The sequence below is a fragment of the Streptomyces sp. JJ36 genome, assembly GCF_021696945.1.
Taxonomy (GTDB): Bacteria; Actinomycetota; Actinomycetes; order Streptomycetales; family Streptomycetaceae; genus Streptomyces.
Window position 1 is genome coordinate 27,697 of sequence record NZ_JACYHE010000047.1, and the last position, 16,577, is coordinate 44,273.

General features: G+C 75.9%; 9 protein-coding genes. 1 reads left to right on the forward strand and 8 read right to left on the reverse strand.

Annotated elements, in window-relative coordinates:
* Positions 1 to 323 precede the first annotated feature (323 nt).
* The gene (locus HOY81_RS17920) at positions 324 to 3,134 is read left to right on the forward strand and encodes an SCO5717 family growth-regulating ATPase (protein WP_237321450.1); all 2,811 of its coding nucleotides are present in this window, start codon (positions 324 to 326) and stop codon (positions 3,132 to 3,134) included.
* Positions 3,135 to 3,179: 45 nt separating this feature from the next.
* Here the strand turns inward: HOY81_RS17920 and HOY81_RS17925 are convergent, their stop codons facing one another.
* The 8 genes from HOY81_RS17925 to infB form a co-directional block, all read right to left on the reverse strand.
* On the reverse strand, positions 3,180 to 4,712 hold the full coding sequence (locus tag HOY81_RS17925) for an ABC transporter substrate-binding protein (protein ID WP_237321451.1): 1,533 nt from the start codon (positions 4,710 to 4,712) through the stop codon (positions 3,180 to 3,182).
* Positions 4,709 to 6,793, reverse strand: coding sequence for an ATP-binding protein (locus HOY81_RS17930; protein ID WP_237321452.1), 2,085 nt, complete (start codon positions 6,791 to 6,793; stop codon positions 4,709 to 4,711). The genes HOY81_RS17925 and HOY81_RS17930 overlap by 4 nt, the downstream gene beginning before the upstream one ends.
* Before the next feature lie 389 nt (positions 6,794 to 7,182).
* Positions 7,183 to 8,148 (reverse strand): bifunctional riboflavin kinase/FAD synthetase, encoded by a 966-nt coding sequence (locus HOY81_RS17935; RefSeq protein WP_237321453.1) that lies wholly within the window; start codon positions 8,146 to 8,148, stop codon positions 7,183 to 7,185.
* 86 nt (positions 8,149 to 8,234) lie between these two features.
* The gene (locus HOY81_RS17940) at positions 8,235 to 12,053 is read right to left on the reverse strand and encodes a hypothetical protein (RefSeq protein WP_237321454.1); all 3,819 of its coding nucleotides are present in this window, start codon (positions 12,051 to 12,053) and stop codon (positions 8,235 to 8,237) included.
* Between the two features lie 610 nt (positions 12,054 to 12,663).
* Positions 12,664 to 13,584 (reverse strand): tRNA pseudouridine(55) synthase TruB, encoded by a 921-nt coding sequence (truB, locus tag HOY81_RS17945; RefSeq protein ID WP_237321455.1) that lies wholly within the window; start codon positions 13,582 to 13,584, stop codon positions 12,664 to 12,666.
* Positions 13,581 to 14,087 carry a 30S ribosome-binding factor RbfA gene (gene rbfA / locus HOY81_RS17950; protein ID WP_237321456.1) on the reverse strand — a complete coding sequence of 169 codons (507 nt, stop codon included), beginning with the start codon at positions 14,085 to 14,087 and terminating at the stop codon, positions 13,581 to 13,583. The genes truB and rbfA overlap by 4 nt, the downstream gene beginning before the upstream one ends.
* 15 nt (positions 14,088 to 14,102) lie before the next feature.
* The gene (locus HOY81_RS17955; protein ID WP_237321457.1) at positions 14,103 to 14,399 is read right to left on the reverse strand and encodes a DUF503 domain-containing protein; all 297 of its coding nucleotides are present in this window, start codon (positions 14,397 to 14,399) and stop codon (positions 14,103 to 14,105) included.
* A 123-nt stretch (positions 14,400 to 14,522) separates the two neighbouring features.
* Positions 14,523 to 16,577, reverse strand: a 2,055-nt coding sequence (gene infB / locus HOY81_RS17960) for a translation initiation factor IF-2 (RefSeq protein WP_237321458.1), incomplete at its 5' end; no start/stop codon positions are given.

Sequence of the window (16,577 nt, forward strand, 5' to 3'; positions counted from 1 at the left end):
CTGACCGCGTCGCGGTTCCCTCGGCCATGGCTGCGGCCGGGGCGGTGACCTTACGATGCCGGGGAGGGGCGCGCGCGGGGCGGCACGGTACGCCGCGCGGGCGCGGTACGGACCTTGCCGGTGCGTTCCTCCGGCGATGCCGGGGACGGCACGGCTTGCCGAGACGGGATCGAGACTTTTCGCTGGTTGAGTCGGAGCAGGGACGGGCTCGCCCCCGGGTGCGGGTGCGGGCCGCGCTGCGACGTGCCCCGGTGCGATGACTAGGCTGAACCGGCGCGCGTAGCGGCAAACCGGGGTGTATGACCACAGCAGCAGGAGGCATTGTGAGCAGCGATCGGGACGAGATCCGCGTCGGCGGCACCGACCCCGGCACCGATCGGCTCGATGCGGAGGAGGAGCCCGAGCTCGACACCGAGTCGACGGGCCAGTTCACCATCGACTACTCCGCGCCTGCCTGGTATGCGCAGAACGCGGGCGCGCCGCCGGCGCCGCCCGCGCCGCCTGCGGGCGGCGGGTTCACGGCACCGCAGTCGCCGGGTCAGGCGGCGGTCCCGGAGGGTGCTCCGGCGCCCGGTGGTGTCCCGGCCGCGGGACCGGCCGGGCCGGCCGTTCCGCCGGCACGTACGGCGCCGGAGACCGGGACGGACGCCGCCGGGGTGCCGCAACCCCCGGGTGCGGAGCCGGAGTCGGCCGCGCCGCCGCAGGACGCCGGCCCCGCAGCGGGCGACGGGCACGGCCCCGGCCCGGACGGTTCGCAGGAGCCGGCGGGCGGCGGCGCAGGCCGGTCCGGCGACGCGGCGACGGGTGGCCTCGGGAGCGCTGACGAGGACAGCGGCGCGACCATGCGCTTCTCCGCGGCCGCGCTGCGCCAGGAGATCGCCGCGTACAAGCAGGCCGCCGGGGAGCGGGACGCCCGGCGCGCCGCCGCCGACGGCGACGGGGGCGACCACGCCCCCGCGGACTCCGGCGCACAGCAGCGCGCGGGGGAACCCGGGGGACCGGGCTCCCCGGACGGGACGGCCGCGCCGGAGGGCGACGGTACCGGTGCCGCGTCACCGGAGGACATGAACGCCCCGGACGAGGCGACCGGCACGGACGCCCCGGGCGGCACGGACGGCGAGGGGGCCGGCACCGGCCCGCGGGACGCGGTCCCCGGCCCGGGCTCCCCGGACGAGGACGGCACGGACGACGTGGAGCCGGAGTCCAGCCAGTTGGGCGATCCCGGGGTCCCCCCGCAGGCCGAGCCGTGGCTGCCCGGCGGGAACGGCACACCGCCGGGTGGACTGCCGCCGCTGCCGCCGCAGTTCCAGCCCGCGGAGCAGCCGGGCCCGGGTGGGCACCCCGGTACTCCTCCCGCCGGCACCCCCTGGCCGCCCGTGCCCGGCGGCGCGGTGCCTCCGGCCCCTCCGGACGGTCCGCCCGGCCCCCAGCCGGGAGCACCCCAGCCGCCCGCCGCGCCGCAGGTCCCGCCGCAGCAAGGGGGCTACGGCTTCCCCCAGCCGGGGCAGTCCGGCGCCCAGCCACCCGCGCCACAGCCCGGCGCCTACGGCTACCCCCAGCCACCCGCACCACCACAACAACCCGGCCGGCCCGGCGCCCAGCCACCCGCGCCGCACCCCGGCGCCTACGGCTACCCGCAGCCCGGCCGGCCCGGCGCCCAGCCACCCGGTACGCCCCCGGATCCTCAGCAGGGCGGCTACGGCTACCCGCAGCCGGGGCAGCCCGGTGCGCAGCCGCCGCAACCCTCCCCGGGCGGCTACGGCTACCCCCAGCAGCCCGGGCACCCCGGTGCCCAGCCGCCCGCGCAGCCGGGCCGGGCGGCCCCTCCCGGTCAGCCCGCGGCTCCCCAGGGGCAGCCGGGCGCGCAGCCGCAGCCGTCCCCGGCCCCGCCCCCGCAGGAGGCGCCCCAGCAGGGCCCGCCCGGTCAGCCCGCGCCGGACCCGCGCCGTCAGGCGCACGGCGGTTCGCCGCTCGGCTACACCGCCGCGGTGGAGCTCTCCTCCGAGCGGCTGGTCAGCGGCAAGCGGAAGTCGCGTTCGCAGAACCCGGCCCGCGGCGGGTCGCGTTTCAAGCTGGGCGGCCGCAAGGAGGAGCAGGAGCGGCTGCGCAAGCTGGAGCTGATCCGGACACCGGTGCTGTCCTGCTACCGCATCGCGGTGATCAGCCTCAAGGGCGGCGTGGGGAAGACGACGACCACGACGGCGCTCGGCTCCACCCTGGCGCTGGAGCGCCAGGACAAGGTCATCGCGATCGACGCCAACCCGGACGCCGGCACCCTGGGCCGCCGGGTGCGCCGGGAGACCGGCGCGACCATCCGTGACCTCGTGACGGCGATCCCGTACCTCAACAGCTACATGGACATCCGCCGGTTCACCTCGCAGTCGCCGGCGGGTCTGGAGATCCTGGCGAACGACGTGGACCCGGCGGTGTCGACGACCTTCAACGACGACGACTACCGGCGGGTCATCGACGTCCTGGGCAAGCAGTACCCGATCATCCTGACCGACTCCGGCACGGGCCTGCTGTACTCGGCGATGCGCGGGGTGCTGGACCTGGCCGACCAGCTCATCATCATCTCCACACCGTCCGTCGACGGGGCGAGCAGCGCCAGCACCACGCTGGACTGGCTCTCCGCGCACGGCTACGGCGATCTGGTGCAGCGCAGCCTGACGGTCATCTCGGGGGTCCGCGAGACCGGCAAGATGATCAAGGTCGAGGACATCGTGTCCCACTTCGAGACCCGCTGCCGCGGCGTGGTGACGATCCCCTTCGACGAGCACCTGTCGGCGGGCGCCGAGCTGGACCTGGACATGATGCGGCCGCGCACCCGGGAGGCGTACTTCCATCTCTCCGCGCTGGTGGCCGAGGACTTCGCCCGCGCCCAGCAGGAGCAGGGACTGTGGACGGGGGACGGCACCACCCCGCCGCCGCAGGTGGCGCCGCCCATGCCGGGACACGGAGGTTACGGGCAGCCGGGTTACGGGCAGCCGCCCGCCCCGGGCCGGCCCGGCGCCCCGCAGCAGCCCTACGGGCAGCAGCCGCCCCAGGGCCCGTACCCGCAGCAGCCTCCGCAGGGCCATCCGCAGCAGGGCGGCGGCTGGCACCCGCAGCAGCCCCCGCAGCCCCCGTACTGACCGACGGGCGAACGGGGCCGGCGCCCGCGGGTGCCGGCCCCGGCGTCAGGGCTTCAGCACCCGCAGGTAGCGGTAGCCGTCCTGGTCGTCGGGGCGCAGCTCCACCAGGGGCAGCGGCTTGCCCTCGGGGTTCCCGGCCTCGTCGAAGTCGACGGGCCCGGCAGCGCCTCGGACCGCGTCCGTCTCGCTGACCTGCCCGAGCATCTGCTGCACGGTCTCCGCGGTGACCAGGCCCTTGCCGGCGGGCCGGGCCGCCCTGCGGATCGCGGTGCCGGCCACGAGCACCGCGTCGTGTCCCAGCATGGCCTGCCCGTTCAGCAGGCGTCCGGCGCCGCCGAAGACGCGGGCGTAGTGCTGGCGGAAGTTCTCGTACGCGTTGTTCTTCTCCCCCGGGTACATCTCCGGGGCCGCCTCGGGGTGGGCGAGCGCGGTGTAGCGGACGGTGATCTCGCTGGCGCGCCAGTTCTCCCGGAAGCGCCGGAGCTCCTCCGGCTCGTTCTCCCAGGGGAAGTCGAAGAACATGCCGACGGCGTCGTCCCCGGTGTAGATGTCGACGGGGCAGCGCCGCCAGCCCGCCGCCGCGGATTCGATGAAGCCCCGCAGGTCGCGTCCGCGGCCGGCGAAGTAGACGGCGTCCGGGAGCTCCGCCTGCCGGCACATCCGGTCGGCGAGGGTGGCCAGCGCGTTGCTCACCCCGCCCATCCGGGACATGAACTCGAAGTCGGCGGAGTCCAGGCGCAGTCCGGCCCGTCGTGCGGCCCGGGTGAAGCCGTCGAGCAGCGAGGCGCTGTAGATGTCCTCCTGGTTGCGGTCCTTGACGACCTGGACCGTGAAGTCCTTCTCCTTGCGCTGCCGTGCGCGCAGGTGTTTCACCACGGCCGAGGTCTCGTCGGCGTTGGGCGGGACGGCGCGGAAGAAGCCCCGCTCCCGCGGGTCGCTGAGCTCGTCGGCGGTGACCGTGGAGCCGACCATCGGGATGTCGCGGGCCCGCAGCCACTCCACCGCGGCGCGGGTGGTGCCCAGGCTCTGCCCGAAACCCGCCACCGCGACCACGGGATGGTCACCGTCGGTCATGCCGGCGATCTGCTCCACGAGCGGCCGCCACTGCCGGGATCCGTGCCCGGGGTTGGCGGGCAGCAGCTTGATCTGCGGGGCGTCGCCGTGCCCGAACGCCGGGTCGTTCAGTTCCAGTTGCGCCAGGTGGGCGCCCTGGAGCTCCTCCTCGATGCTCTTCCAGCCCTTGTCTCCGGTGCCCAGCGTCATGGGCTCGAAGTAGGCGAGCGCGACCCAGGGATCGCCGCTCTTCCCGACCCGTTCGTTCTCCCGGCGGATGCGGTCCATCAGGGAGCCCAGACGCTTGTCGTCGAAGGGGTACGAGCCGTCGGAGACGCCGACGCACTCCTCCCGCGGCCCCCGTTCCCGGACGCCGTCGGCGCAGCGCACGAAGGCGTAGTCGTAGAACTCCAGCGACCCCCAGACGAGGGCGGCGACGGTCACCAGGGAGACGGCGATCCGCAGCCGCCAGCGTCGCGGCGGCCGCGGGGGCACCAGGTCGGGCACTCCGCTCGGTCCGTTCACCACCAGGGCCTCCTCATGTACTGCTCCGATTTACGCAGGAACACGTGCCGGTCGGCGCCGTCGTCGACCATGCCGCGCAGGGCCAGGAGCTCCTCCCGGATGTCCGGGTAGAGCTCGGCGTACGGGTCGCCGAGCGGGTTGCGGTACGGGTCCCCGACGTGGTCGGTGGCCGGGTCGTCCCGCGGCTCGGGGCTGATCCAGCTCGCGGCGAGCAACCGGGTGACGGCCTTCATCCGGCGGCTGCGCGGCCGCTCCGGGTCGGCGAGGAAGGCGACCAGCTCGTCGAAGACCGGGCGCGGCGACCCCGGGAGCCCACCGCCGGGGGTGCGCACCGGTGCCCGGCGCAGGCGGCAGAGTTCGGCGCACCAGTGTCCGGCGGGGATGCGGCCGAAGCGGGAGTCGAGGTAGGAGGCGGCGGCCTCCAGGTGCCCGGAGGCGAGGTCGTGATAGGCGATGATCCACTCCTCCTCGGGGTGGCCCTCCTGGATACGGGAGGCGGCGCGGACGCTGAGTGCGGTGTGCGCCGCGCCCCAGGCGTCGCCGTCCCCGGGCCCGTCCGGTTCGGTCGCCAGTTCCCGCAGCAGCAGGAAGCGGAGCAGCGGGTGCAGCGTCTCGTGCACGCCGTCCGCCGCCTCGTCGCCGGTGGTGACGTGCATGGTGCGCAGCGGGTCCCCGGAGAAGCGGGCGAAGTCGCCGCCGAGGGCGTGGCCGGCGTCCTGCCAGAGCCAGCGGGCCGCTCCGGCCTGGCCGAGGTTGACCGCGGCGGCCGCGCGGCGCAGCATCGCCCGCAGGTCGGTGCTGGTGCCGAAGGGGAGCAGCCGGTCGAGCATGGCGGCGACGAGATCCGGGGCGAACAGGCTGCGCAGGCGTACGTCCCAGGGCTCGTCCGGGGGCCGGTCGTGCAGGGCGTCGAAGACCATGGCGGTCGCGGCGGGCTGGCCGTGGGTGAGCTGGTGGACGACCCAGCCGAGCCATTCCACGCCGTCCTCCGCCACCGGCATGGCGCCGTCGGGCGGGGTCCGGCGCAGCACGGCGTCGGCGATGCGGTTCACCTCGCGGGCGTAGAGGTCGCGGAGCTGCCCGGCGTGCAGCACGTCGTCGACGGGCACCGGCCGGAACTGCCGGGCCTTCTCCCAGCACCGGAGATACGTGCCGGGGTGCGGCACGCCGCCCGGCTCCCGGCGTACGAGGGCCTCGGGACGCCCGGCGGCGGTCGCCAGCACGAGCAGCGGGTCGCGCAGCCCGGACTTCTCGCGGGCGCGCAGCAGCGCCTCGAGGAAGTCGTTGCCGAGCGGGCTCTCGGTGTTGTCGAGCAGGACGAGGCACTGGGTGGTGCGGTGGTGGTCGCCGCGCCGGGTGCCGTATGCCTGTTCGAGGTCGGTGAGGAAGGCGTCGAAGAGCACCTCTTCCGCGCGCCGGCGTTCGGCGCGTTCGCGGTCGTTGTAGAGGCGGTTGAGGGTGACGAAGAAGTCGTCGGCGGGACCGGGCTCGCCCTCGCGGCGGAGCCGGGCGAGGCGTCTGCGGGTGCGCAGCGGGGCCCAGTCACCCTCCCAGCCGGGCAGCAGACGCAGGGCGGGGGCCACGGCCCAGTTGGGGGCGCCGAGGGCGGCGGCCGCCGTCTCGGCGAGGCCCTCCAGCACGCTGCGGAGCTGGTCGCCGCGGGACTCACGGGGGCGGCTGTCCGCGAGTGCGGCCTGCATCTGCTGGACGGCGAGCTCCCGGCTGCTGAGGTCGACGCGGCTGGAGACGGCGATGAGCAGCAGTCCGAACGTCGGGAAGGTCAGACGCGGGTAGTCGGGTTTCTTCTCGTTCAGGTCGAAGACCAGCCGGGCGAGCACGTCGATCGGCTTGGCGCCGAGCCGGCCGAGTTCGGCCAGGTCGAGGTGGGCGGTGGGGGTGCGCCGCGCCCACTGGCGTAAGTGGGCCAGCAGCGTGGACTTGCCGCTGCCCCGCGGCCCGAGGAGCAGCACCGTCGGCAGCGCGGCGCGTGTGCCGGGGGTGCGCACGAGCAGGTCGCGCACGAACTCGCGTACCGCCTGGTCGCGTTCGGATGTGCCTGCCAGCTCCGGATATCCGGCCACAGTGTCCCCCGCAGCGTTCGCTCGCCGTCGTCGACGGACGGTGCTTCACCGTGTGTCGTGTCGGGTGGGTGCGCGTCTTCGGCGCGTCGCCTCAGCCCCGGCCCCCCGCCGGGTGGGGCCGCCCGGGCCCGCGGGGGCGCACGGCGGCACGGGGCGGCACCCGGCCGTGCCGTGCGGATGTCGGTGCCGGTATCGGTGTCGGTCCCCCGGTCATCCCGCCTCCCCCCGGATGCCTGACACGTGCGGAAGCCGCAGCGTATCCGAAAGCGCGCGGGGCGTGAACTCCGGGCGCACGGGGAGAGGTTCGCGCGGACGGGCGCGGGCGGCCGGCCGGCCGGCCGGGCACCGCACGGTCCGGCGCGGGCGACGCGACCGGAGCGGCGCGGGGTTCAGCGGGGGGTGTGCTCCGGGGCCGCCGCGGCGACGAGCTCACGGCAACGCTCCACGTCCTCGCGCATCCGCCGGAGCAGGGCGTCCAGGGTGGCGAACTTCTCCTGGCCCCGGATGTAGGCCAGGAAGTCCACGGCGACGTGCTCGCCGTAGAGCTCCAGGCCCACGCGGTCGATGGCGTACGCCTCGACGGTCCGGTCGACCCCGTCGAACTGGGGGTTCATGCCCACCGAGACGGCCGCGGGCATCGCCTCGCCGGACGCGGTGAGCCAGCCGGCGTAGACGCCGTCGGCGGGCACGGCGGTGTGCGGCACCGTCTCCACGTTGGCGGTCGGGAAGCCGAGCTCCCGGCCGCGCTGGGCACCGCGTACGACCACGCCCTCGACCCGGTGCGGGCGGCCCAGCACCTCGGCGGCACCGGCCACGTCGCCCTCGCCGACGAGCCGCCGGGCCAGGGTCGAGGAGAAGGGCAGGCCGCCGCCCGCCTCACCCCGTTCGAAGAGGTCGACGACGAGCACGTCGTAGTCGTACGTCTCGCCGAGCTCGGCCAGCGACTCGACGGTGCCGGCGGCACGGTGCCCGAACCGGAAGTTCGGGCCCTCCACCACCGAGCGTGCGTGCAACTTGTCGACGAGCACCTTCACCACGAAGTCGGCGGGCGAGAGCTTGGAGAACTCGCGGGTGAAGGGCAGCACCAGGACGGCGTCCACACCGAGCTCCGCCATCAGGTCGGCGCGCCGGTCGTGCGGCGCCAGCAGCGGCGGGTGGCTGCCGGGACGCACCACCTCGCTCGGGTGCGGGTCGAAGGTCACCACCACGGCGGGTACGCCGAGCTCCCGGGCGCGCTCCACCGTCCTGCCGATGATGAGCTGGTGCCCGCGGTGCACCCCGTCGTACGAGCCGATGGTGACGACGCTGCGTCCCCACCCCTCCGGGATGTCCTCCAAGCCACGCCAGCGCTGCACAGTGCCTGCTCCTCGCCGTTACCGATGGACGGTGCCGGGTCCAAGGGTGCCATGACGACGTGCAGTGCTCGCATGTGACCCGTCGCTCAGACGGGTGCGGGCACCGGGGCGCCGCCGGTGCGGCGGACCCCGCCCCCGGCCGGCGGGGCCGCGCGGGTCCCCGGCGGGCCGTACGTGCCGGCAGGCGGCAGCACGGCGAGCACCGCGGGGTCGGTCTCGGCGGCACGCAGTTCCGCCAGCAGCCGGTCCCGCAGGGGGCCCACTCCGGCGGCGAGCGCCCGGGCCAGCGGGAGGCGCACCGGCCCCGCCGGGGCGCACAGCAACGCGGTGACCAGCGGCCGCAGGACGGCGGCGGACGGGGCGCGGCCGAGCCGGCGGCCGACGAACGCGGCCACGGCGGCGCCGGCGGCCGCCGCACGCTCCGGGTGCCGGCCGGTGTCCGCGCACAGCAGCGCCGCGACGCCCGCCGCGGTCTCCTCGCCGGGCGCCTCGGCGAGCATCCGCAACGCCTCGGACGGGCGGGCGCCCGGCGTGTCCAGACGGGCGCGGAGCGCGGACAGCACCTTCCCGGGGCGGGTGGCGAGTGCCGTGCCGAGGGCACCGGCGAGCGCCGGGTCACCGGTGTCGACGAAGCAGGCGACGGCCGCGTCGAGGTGGCGGTGGCGGGTCGCCGGGTCGCGGGCGAGCAGGGCGAGAGCGGCCGGGTCGCCAGGCGCACCCGCCGGGGCCAGGGCCAGCAGCCGGAGCGCGGCGCACCGCAGCAGCGCGCGCTCCGCGTCGGTCCGTACGTGCCGGGCGACCCGTACGCCGAAGGTGCGGGCGACGGCGTGCCGGCGCGGCCGGGGGTCGTGCGCCCACCGGTCGACGGCCCGGCAGAGCGCGGCCGGCTCGTCGCGGGCCAGCTCCGCGAGCAGTTCCCGGGCACGGGGGTGCGGCAGCGCGTCGGCGAGGGCCTCGGCGAGCCCGGCCGGGTCCCGGCGGCGGTGGGTGTGCAGCAGCGCCTGCGCGGCACCGGCGACGGTGACCGTGTCCGGGCTCCCGGCCAGCGGCCGCTCGTCGTCGAACCAGGCGCAGAGCAACGGCTGTACGGTCCGCGGCTCGGCGGTGAGGAACGCCGCGGCCTCGTCGAGGAACCGGGCCGGGGCGGGGGCGTCCGCGGGGCTTTCGCCGGAGCCGGGCGCCGGCCCGTCCGCCGGGTCGGGCCCGCCCGTGGAGCCGGCCGGGCGGGCGCGGCCACGGGGCCACGGACCGGCCGGGCCGGGGCCCGGCACGGCCCCCTGGCCGTCCGCGTGGCCGTGGCGGCCGGCGGCACCGGGACCCGGGTGTGCGGCCGTGCCGGCCGGCGCGACCGCGGGACCGGGCCACGCGGCCGGACCGTGGTGCGCGAGGGCTCCGGGGCCGCCCGTGGGCGGGCGGCCGTGCGCGGAGGACGGGTGGCTGCCCGTGCCGGGGGTGCCAGGGGCCCCGTGCGTGCCGGGGGCGCCGGGAGGACCGGGGACGTCCTCGGGCGGCCGGTCGGCGGGGAGGAGCCGTCGCAGCAGGGCGCAGCGGTCGGCGGTGTCCAGGGGCAGACGGCGCCAGAACCAGGGACCGAAGTCGCCCGCGTCCCCCCGTTCACCGATCCGGTCGGCCAGGTCCTCCAGCACCCGGTGGCAGGGGCGGTCCCGTTGCAGGCCGGGGGCCGGGAGCCGGAGAAGGGTCTCGCCGAGCAGGTGCGCCGCCCACCAGCCGGCGTCGGCGCCGGCGGCGGGCTCCGCGGGTCGCGGGTCTGCCTGCCGGGGGTCTGCGGGCCCGGGGCCGGCCGGTGCCGGGCCCACCGGCTGCCGCTCCGGTGGCCGTCCGGGGCCGCGCCGGTCGTCCGTGCGGCGGGCGGAGGCGCCCGGTGACGCCTCCAGGGCCGGGCCGACCAGCGGGTGCAGACGGCGTGCCAGGGCCCCGTGGCCCTCCCGGCGTGCGCACCACAGCAGCGCCTCGACCACCGGCCCGATCCGGTGCCGGGGTACGGACCCGCCGGGCAGGCCGGGCTCCGGCCGGTGCACCAGGGCATCGAGTGCGGCGTCCAGGCCCAGGTGGCAGCCCTGCAACCAGTCCGCGAACTCCTCGTCGGCGAAGCGGTGGCCCGGGCCCGCCGGGACCAGCACGCCCTCGGCGAGGACGGCGGCGGCCCAGCCCCCGGCTTCCGGCAGCAGCTCGTCGAACGCGGCGCCGTCCAGGGTTCCGTGACCCGTGCCGAGGCAGCGGCGGGCTGCCTCGTGCAACTGTCCCGCGGCCCGGGCGGCGAGCCGCCGCACGGCGGCAGGGCCCGGCGCCGGCTCACGCTCGCGGGCCAGCCGCCCGGCGATACGGAGACTCACCAGGTCGAGGTGGGCCGCGAAGACGTCCGCCCGGGCCAGGGGGCCCGCGGCTGCCGCCGGTGCGGCAGGCAGGCCGGCCGGGGTGCCGTCGCCGTCCCGGCCGAGCGCGGCCCGTACCTCACCCAGCATGCGTACCGCGAGCGGATGACCGGCGTCGGCAGGCGCCAGAGCATCCTCGGGCACGCCGTGCGTCTCTCGCAGCCGCGCGGCCGCCGCGGGCGGCAGCGGTCCGGCCGGGAGGCAGGGCGGCAGTGCCCCGGCCGGTCCCTGGGCCGCCAAGCGGGGGCCGTGCGGGACGGCTCGGGGCGCGTGGAGCAGGTGACGCGGAACGTAGGACCCGGCCTGCTCCCAGAACTCGGGGCGGCAGGCCAGCGTCAGCCTGCCGCTGACGGCGCGCAGCCAGCTCACCGTGCCCCCGGTCCAGCGGCGCAGTTCCCGGGCGAGGCCCGTGGGCATCTCCTCGGGACCGTCGAGGACGACGAGCAGCGGACGGCCCGCCGCGCGGGCCAGCCGGGCCATCACGTCGGGGTCGGCCGCTCCGGCCAGGGCCCGGCCGACCGCGTCCCGTACGCCGCCGTCGCCCTCCCGCAGATCGGCACCGCGCAGGCGCACGGTGGGCGCCGGGGCGGGCCCCGTGGCGCGTCGGGCCGCGTGCGCGGCGAGCTCGGTGGAGCGCCCGGTGCCGGGTGGGCCGACCAGGGCGGCGATCTGCGCGTCGCCCGCATCGAAGGCGCACAGCTCCTGGACGAGGTCCGGGCGGGGCACGTACGGGCCCTGCGGCCCGGCGGCGAAGGGGGCGGTCAGACGCAGGACCCCCGCCAGGTTGAGGTCGGGGCCGAAGCCGGGGACGGTCACGTCGTTGCGCCGGAGCAGCGCGGCCACGGGGCAGCCGGGGTCCTGCGGTACGGCCGGGCGCAGCGGGACGGCGAGCACCGTGCCGGAGTCCCCGCGGCCGGCGGCGCGACCGGAGTCGTCGTGGCCGGCGAAGCGGCCGGGTGTGGGCGTCCTCGGCGGGCCGGGGTCCGCCGAACCGGGCGGCGCGTCCAGCGCAGTGCCGATCACGCCCAGCACGGCGCCGGTGTCCGCGTGCAGCACGGGTGTGCCGGAGAGCCGCCCGCTGAGCCGGAACCGCCCGGCGCCGGGCAGGGTGAGGGCGAGCGCGTCGTCGACGGGATGGCGGCGCTCGGTGGAGGTGTACGTCGCGGCGCCGCCGCCGGCGACACGGCCGTGCAGCCAGCCGTCCGCCCACACGCGGACGGGCGTCCCCGCCGGGTGCGCGCCCTCGGCCCCGACGAGCAGCGGAGCCAGGCCGGGTTCCCCGGTGCGCAGCAGGGCGAGGTCGCGTCCCGGCAGGGCGGTGATGTCGGGGGCCTCGACCACCCGGGAGCACCCTCCCGGCGTGGCGACGACGACCCGGCGCAGGCCGTCGACGGCCTCATGGGTGGTGACCAGGGTGCCGTCCGCGTCGGCGGCGAACGCGACGCCGCGCGGCCGGCCGGCCAGGTCGTGAACCCGTGCGAGCGGGGGTTCCTCCGCGTCTGCCGCTGTCATCCGTCCCTCCCACCGGTCCGTGAGCTGCCTCGACGGTAGGACGGTCATGATCGGCGGCAACAGCCCGCAGCGGGAACGCGCCCCCTTCTGCGCCCTCCGGTCACCCCGCGCGCCTGCCTGATGGGGTGAAGAAAGGGTGCCGGCTGGACAGAGAGAGACATGTCCGAGGAGGGGGATCGTGGGGCGGGCCGGGCCCGCCCCACGATGGGCTCACGGCCGCCGTCGGGCCCCGCCCGGGACCGGGGCGTGGCCCTCCACTCCGCCGGACCCTGCCGGCCCGCCGCGGCGGCGGGGAGAGTGCCCCGCGACGCCCATGCCCGCTCGTCCGGGGACGCCGGCTCCGCGGCCCCGCCCGGCGGGAGTGGGGCCCCGGCCACGCCCATGACGGGGCGGGAACCGGGCCGCGGCACACCCGGCACCCCAGCGGGGCGGCCGCGGGCGCGAACGACCGCGGGAGCCGCCGACGGCTACCCCGCCCGGGCCGACCTGTCGCACCCTCCGCCGGGCCGCGCCGTACGGCGTGCGCGGCGCGAGGGCGGAGGCCCAGGACCACGCATGGCGATGTGTGCGGCAGCGCGCACCGGTGGCCCGGCGGCGAGCGAGGGAGACGTCAGGCGAAGACCGCGAGGCTCCTCGCCTTGCCCTCGTGCGGCTCGATCAGGGCCAGAAAGCGGTCCTCGGGGCCGAAGACCGCCACCGGCCCCGGGGGCAGCTCCGGCGTGCGGATCCGCGCGCCGTTCGCCAGCAGCTTCGCCTGCCGGTCGTCGACGTCCCAGCGGGGGAAGGCCGCCGCCGCGGCCTCACCGAGCGGCAGCACGGCGATCTCGCCCTGCTCGTCGCGCTCGGCCTGGAGCTGTTCCAGGGTGCGGGCGCCGTCCAGCCGGTAGGGCCCGACCCGGGTGCGCCGGAGGGCGGTGAGATGGCCGCCGACGCCCAACGCGTCCCCCAGGTCCCGGGCGAGTGCCCGGATGTAGGTGCCGGAGGAGCAGACGACCGACACCAGCAGGTCGACGACCTCCGTGCCGTCCTCCGCCCTCTCGGGCCGCATGTCGTGGACCGCGAAGGCGGACACCGTCACCGGCCGGGCCGGCAGGGCGAAGTCCTCGCCCTCCCGGACCCGCTTGTACGAGCGCTTCCCGTCGATCTTGACGGCGCTGACCTTGGACGGCACCTGCTGGATGTCCCCGGTGAGCGCGGCCACCGCCGTCTCGACGGCCTCCCGGCGGACGCCGGGCGCCCCGGCGGAGGCGGTGACCTCGCCCTCGGCGTCGTCGGTGAGCGTCGTCTGGCCGAGGCGTACGGTGCCGACGTACTCCTTCTCCGTCAGCGCGAGATGCCCCAGCAGCCGGGTGGCGCGCTCGACCCCGAGCACCAGCACGCCGGTGGCCATCGGGTCGAGGGTGCCCGCGTGCCCGACACGACGGGTGCGGGCGATGCCGCGCATCTTGGCGACGACATCGTGCGAGGTGAAGCCCGCGGGCTTGTCGACGACGACGAGACCGCCGGCCCCGGTGGTCTTGGCACGTGTCACTCGGCGGTGCCCCTGTCGTCCCGGTCGGTGGCGTGCTCGCCCTGCTCGCCGGGTCCGGCGTGCTCACCGGGCTCGCCGCGCTCCGCCGGCTTGCGGTACGGGTCGGGCTCGCCGGCATAGCGCGCCCCCGAGGAGGCCTGGCGCACCTCCTCGTCGGAGGCCTTGGCCCGGGCCAGCAGGTCGTCGATGGTCCGGGCGTTCTCCGGGAGGGCGTCCGCGACGAAGGTCAGGGTGGGGGTGAACTTCACCCCGGCGGCCGCGCCCACCGCGGAGCGGAGCACGCCCTTGGCGCTCTCCAGCCCCTTGGCGGCCTGCTGCCGCTCCTCCTCGTCCCCGTACACCGTGTAGAAGACGGTCGCCTCCCGCAGGTCGCCGGTGACCCGGGTGTCCGTGATCGTCACGTGCGAGCCGAGGCGGGGGTCCTTGACCCCGCGCTGCAGCTTCTGGGCGACCACCTCGCGGATGAGGTCCGCAAGCCTCTTCGCCCGCGCATTGTCGGCCACTGGTCCGTCTCCTTGCTATTCGTCTTCGTCACCGTGGTAGCGCCGTCGTACGGACAGCAGCTCCACCTCGGGCCGGCCGGCGACCATGCGCTCGCACCGGTCCAGCACGTCGGTCACGTGCTTCATGTCCCCCGACACCGCCGCCAGCCCGATCCTGGCCCGCCGGTAGAGGTCCTGCTCGCCGACCTCCGCCACACTCACCGCGTGCTTGCGCTGCAGCTCGGCGAGGATCGGACGGACGACGGACCGCTTCTGCTTCAGCGAATGCACGTCGCCCAGCAGCAGGTCGAAAGAGAGCGTCCCCACATACACGCCCTTGATCGTACGCGGAAAGGCCGGGGCCGATCGACGGAGTTTCCTCGCTCCGCCGACCGGCCCCGGTCCCGTCCACGGCCCCGGAGGGCCGGTCCGCGTCAGACGCGCCGTGCCGGCACGTCAGCCACGCGGCTTCTCGCGCATCTCGTACGTCGCGATGACGTCGTCGACCTTGATGTCGTTGTAGTTCCCGAGGTTGATACCACCCTCGAAACCCTCACGGATCTCGGTGACGTCGTCCTTGAAGCGACGCAGCCCGTCGATGTTGAGGTTCTCCGCGACGACCTTGCCGTCCCGGACCACCCGGGCCTTGGCGTTCCGCCGGACCTCGCCGGAGCGGATGAGGACACCCGCGATGTTGCCCAGCTTGGACGAGCGGAAGATCTCCCGGATCTCCGCGGTGCCGAGCTCGACCTCCTCGTACTCCGGCTTGAGCATGCCCTTGAGCGCCGCCTCGATCTCCTCGATGACCTGGTAGATCACCGAGTAGTAGCGGACGTCCACACCCTCGCGCTCGGCGAGCTGCGTGGCGCGGCCCTCGGCACGCACGTTGAAGCCGATGACGATGGCGTCCGAGCCGGTGGCCAGGTCGATGTCGGTCTCGGTGACCGCACCCACGCCGCGGTGCAGGATGCGCAGGTCGACCTCCTCGCCGACGTCGAGCTGGAGCAGCGAGGACTCCAGCGCCTCGACCGAACCGGAGGCGTCGCCCTTGATGATGAGGTTGAGGTTCTGCACCTGACCCGCCTTGAGCACCTTGTCCAGGTCCTCCAGGGAGACCCGGCGGGTGCGCTTGGCGAAGGCGGCGTTGCGCTCGCGGGCGGCGCGCTTCTCGGCGATCTGGCGGGCCGTGCGGTCCTCCTCGACCACCAGGAAGTTGTCGCCGGCGCCCGGGACGTTGGTGAGGCCGAGCACCAGGACGGGGGTCGCGGGACCCGCCTCCTTGATGTGCTCGCCCTTGTCGTCGAGCATCGCGCGCACCCGGCCGTGGGCGTCGCCGACGACCATGGTGTCGCCGACGCGCAGCGTGCCGCGCTGGACCAGCACGGTCGCCACGGCACCGCGGCCGCGGTCGAGGTGCGCCTCGATCGCGATGCCCTGGGCCTGCTGCTCGGGGTTGGCCCGCAGGTCCAGCGCCGCGTCCGCGGTGAGGACCACGGCCTCCAGCAGGGAGTCGATGTTCTCGCCCTGCTTGGCGGAGATGTCGACGAACATCGTGTCGCCGCCGTACTCCTCGGCGATCAGGCCGTACTCGGTGAGCTGGCCGCGCACCTTGGTCGGGTCGGCGCCCTCGACGTCGATCTTGTTGACCGCGACCACGATCGGCACCTCGGCCGCCTTGGCGTGGTTCAGCGCCTCGATCGTCTGCGGCATCACACCGTCGTTCGCCGCCACCACGAGGATCGCGATGTCGGTCGACTTCGCACCACGGGCACGCATGGCGGTGAACGCCTCGTGACCCGGGGTGTCGATGAAGGTGATCTTCCGCTCTTCGTCGTTGACCTCGGTCCGTGCCTGGTAGGCACCGATGTGCTGGGTGATGCCACCGGCCTCACCCTCGATGACGTTGGTCTTGCGGATCGCGTCCAGCAGGCGGGTCTTGCCGTGGTCGACGTGACCCATGACGGTCACCACCGGCGGGCGGGCCACCATGGCCTCCTCGCCGCCCTCGTCCTCGCCGAACTCGATGTCGAAGGACTCGAGAAGCTCGCGGTCCTCCTCCTCGGGGCTGACGATCTGGACGACGTAGTTCATCTCCTCGCCGAGGAGCGCCAGCGTCTCGTCGGAGACGGACTGGGTCGCGGTGACCATCTCGCCCAGGTTGAACATCACCTGGACCAGCGACGCCGGGTTGGCGTTGATCTTCTCCGCGAAGTCCGTGAGCGAGGCGCCACGCGACAGCCGGACGGTCTCGCCCTTGCCGCGCGGAAGCATCACGCCGCCCACGGACGGCGCCTGCATCTGCTCGTACTCCTGACGGCGCTGCCGCTTCGACTTGCGGCCACGACGCGCCGGGCCGCCGGGACGGCCGAAGGCGCCCTGGGTGCCGCCGCGGCCACCGGGACCGCCGGGGCGGCCGCCGAAGCCGGGACGACCGCCGCCGCCCGGACGACCGCCGAAGCCGGGACGGCCACCGCCGCCGGGACGACCGCCGAAGCCGCCGCCACCGCCGCC

Excerpts from the sequence above, each read along its gene's own strand:
- HOY81_RS17940 (WP_237321454.1), bottom strand. The coding sequence starts at position 12,053 with ATGACAGCGGCAGACGCGGAGGAACCCCCGCTCGCACGGGTTCACGAC.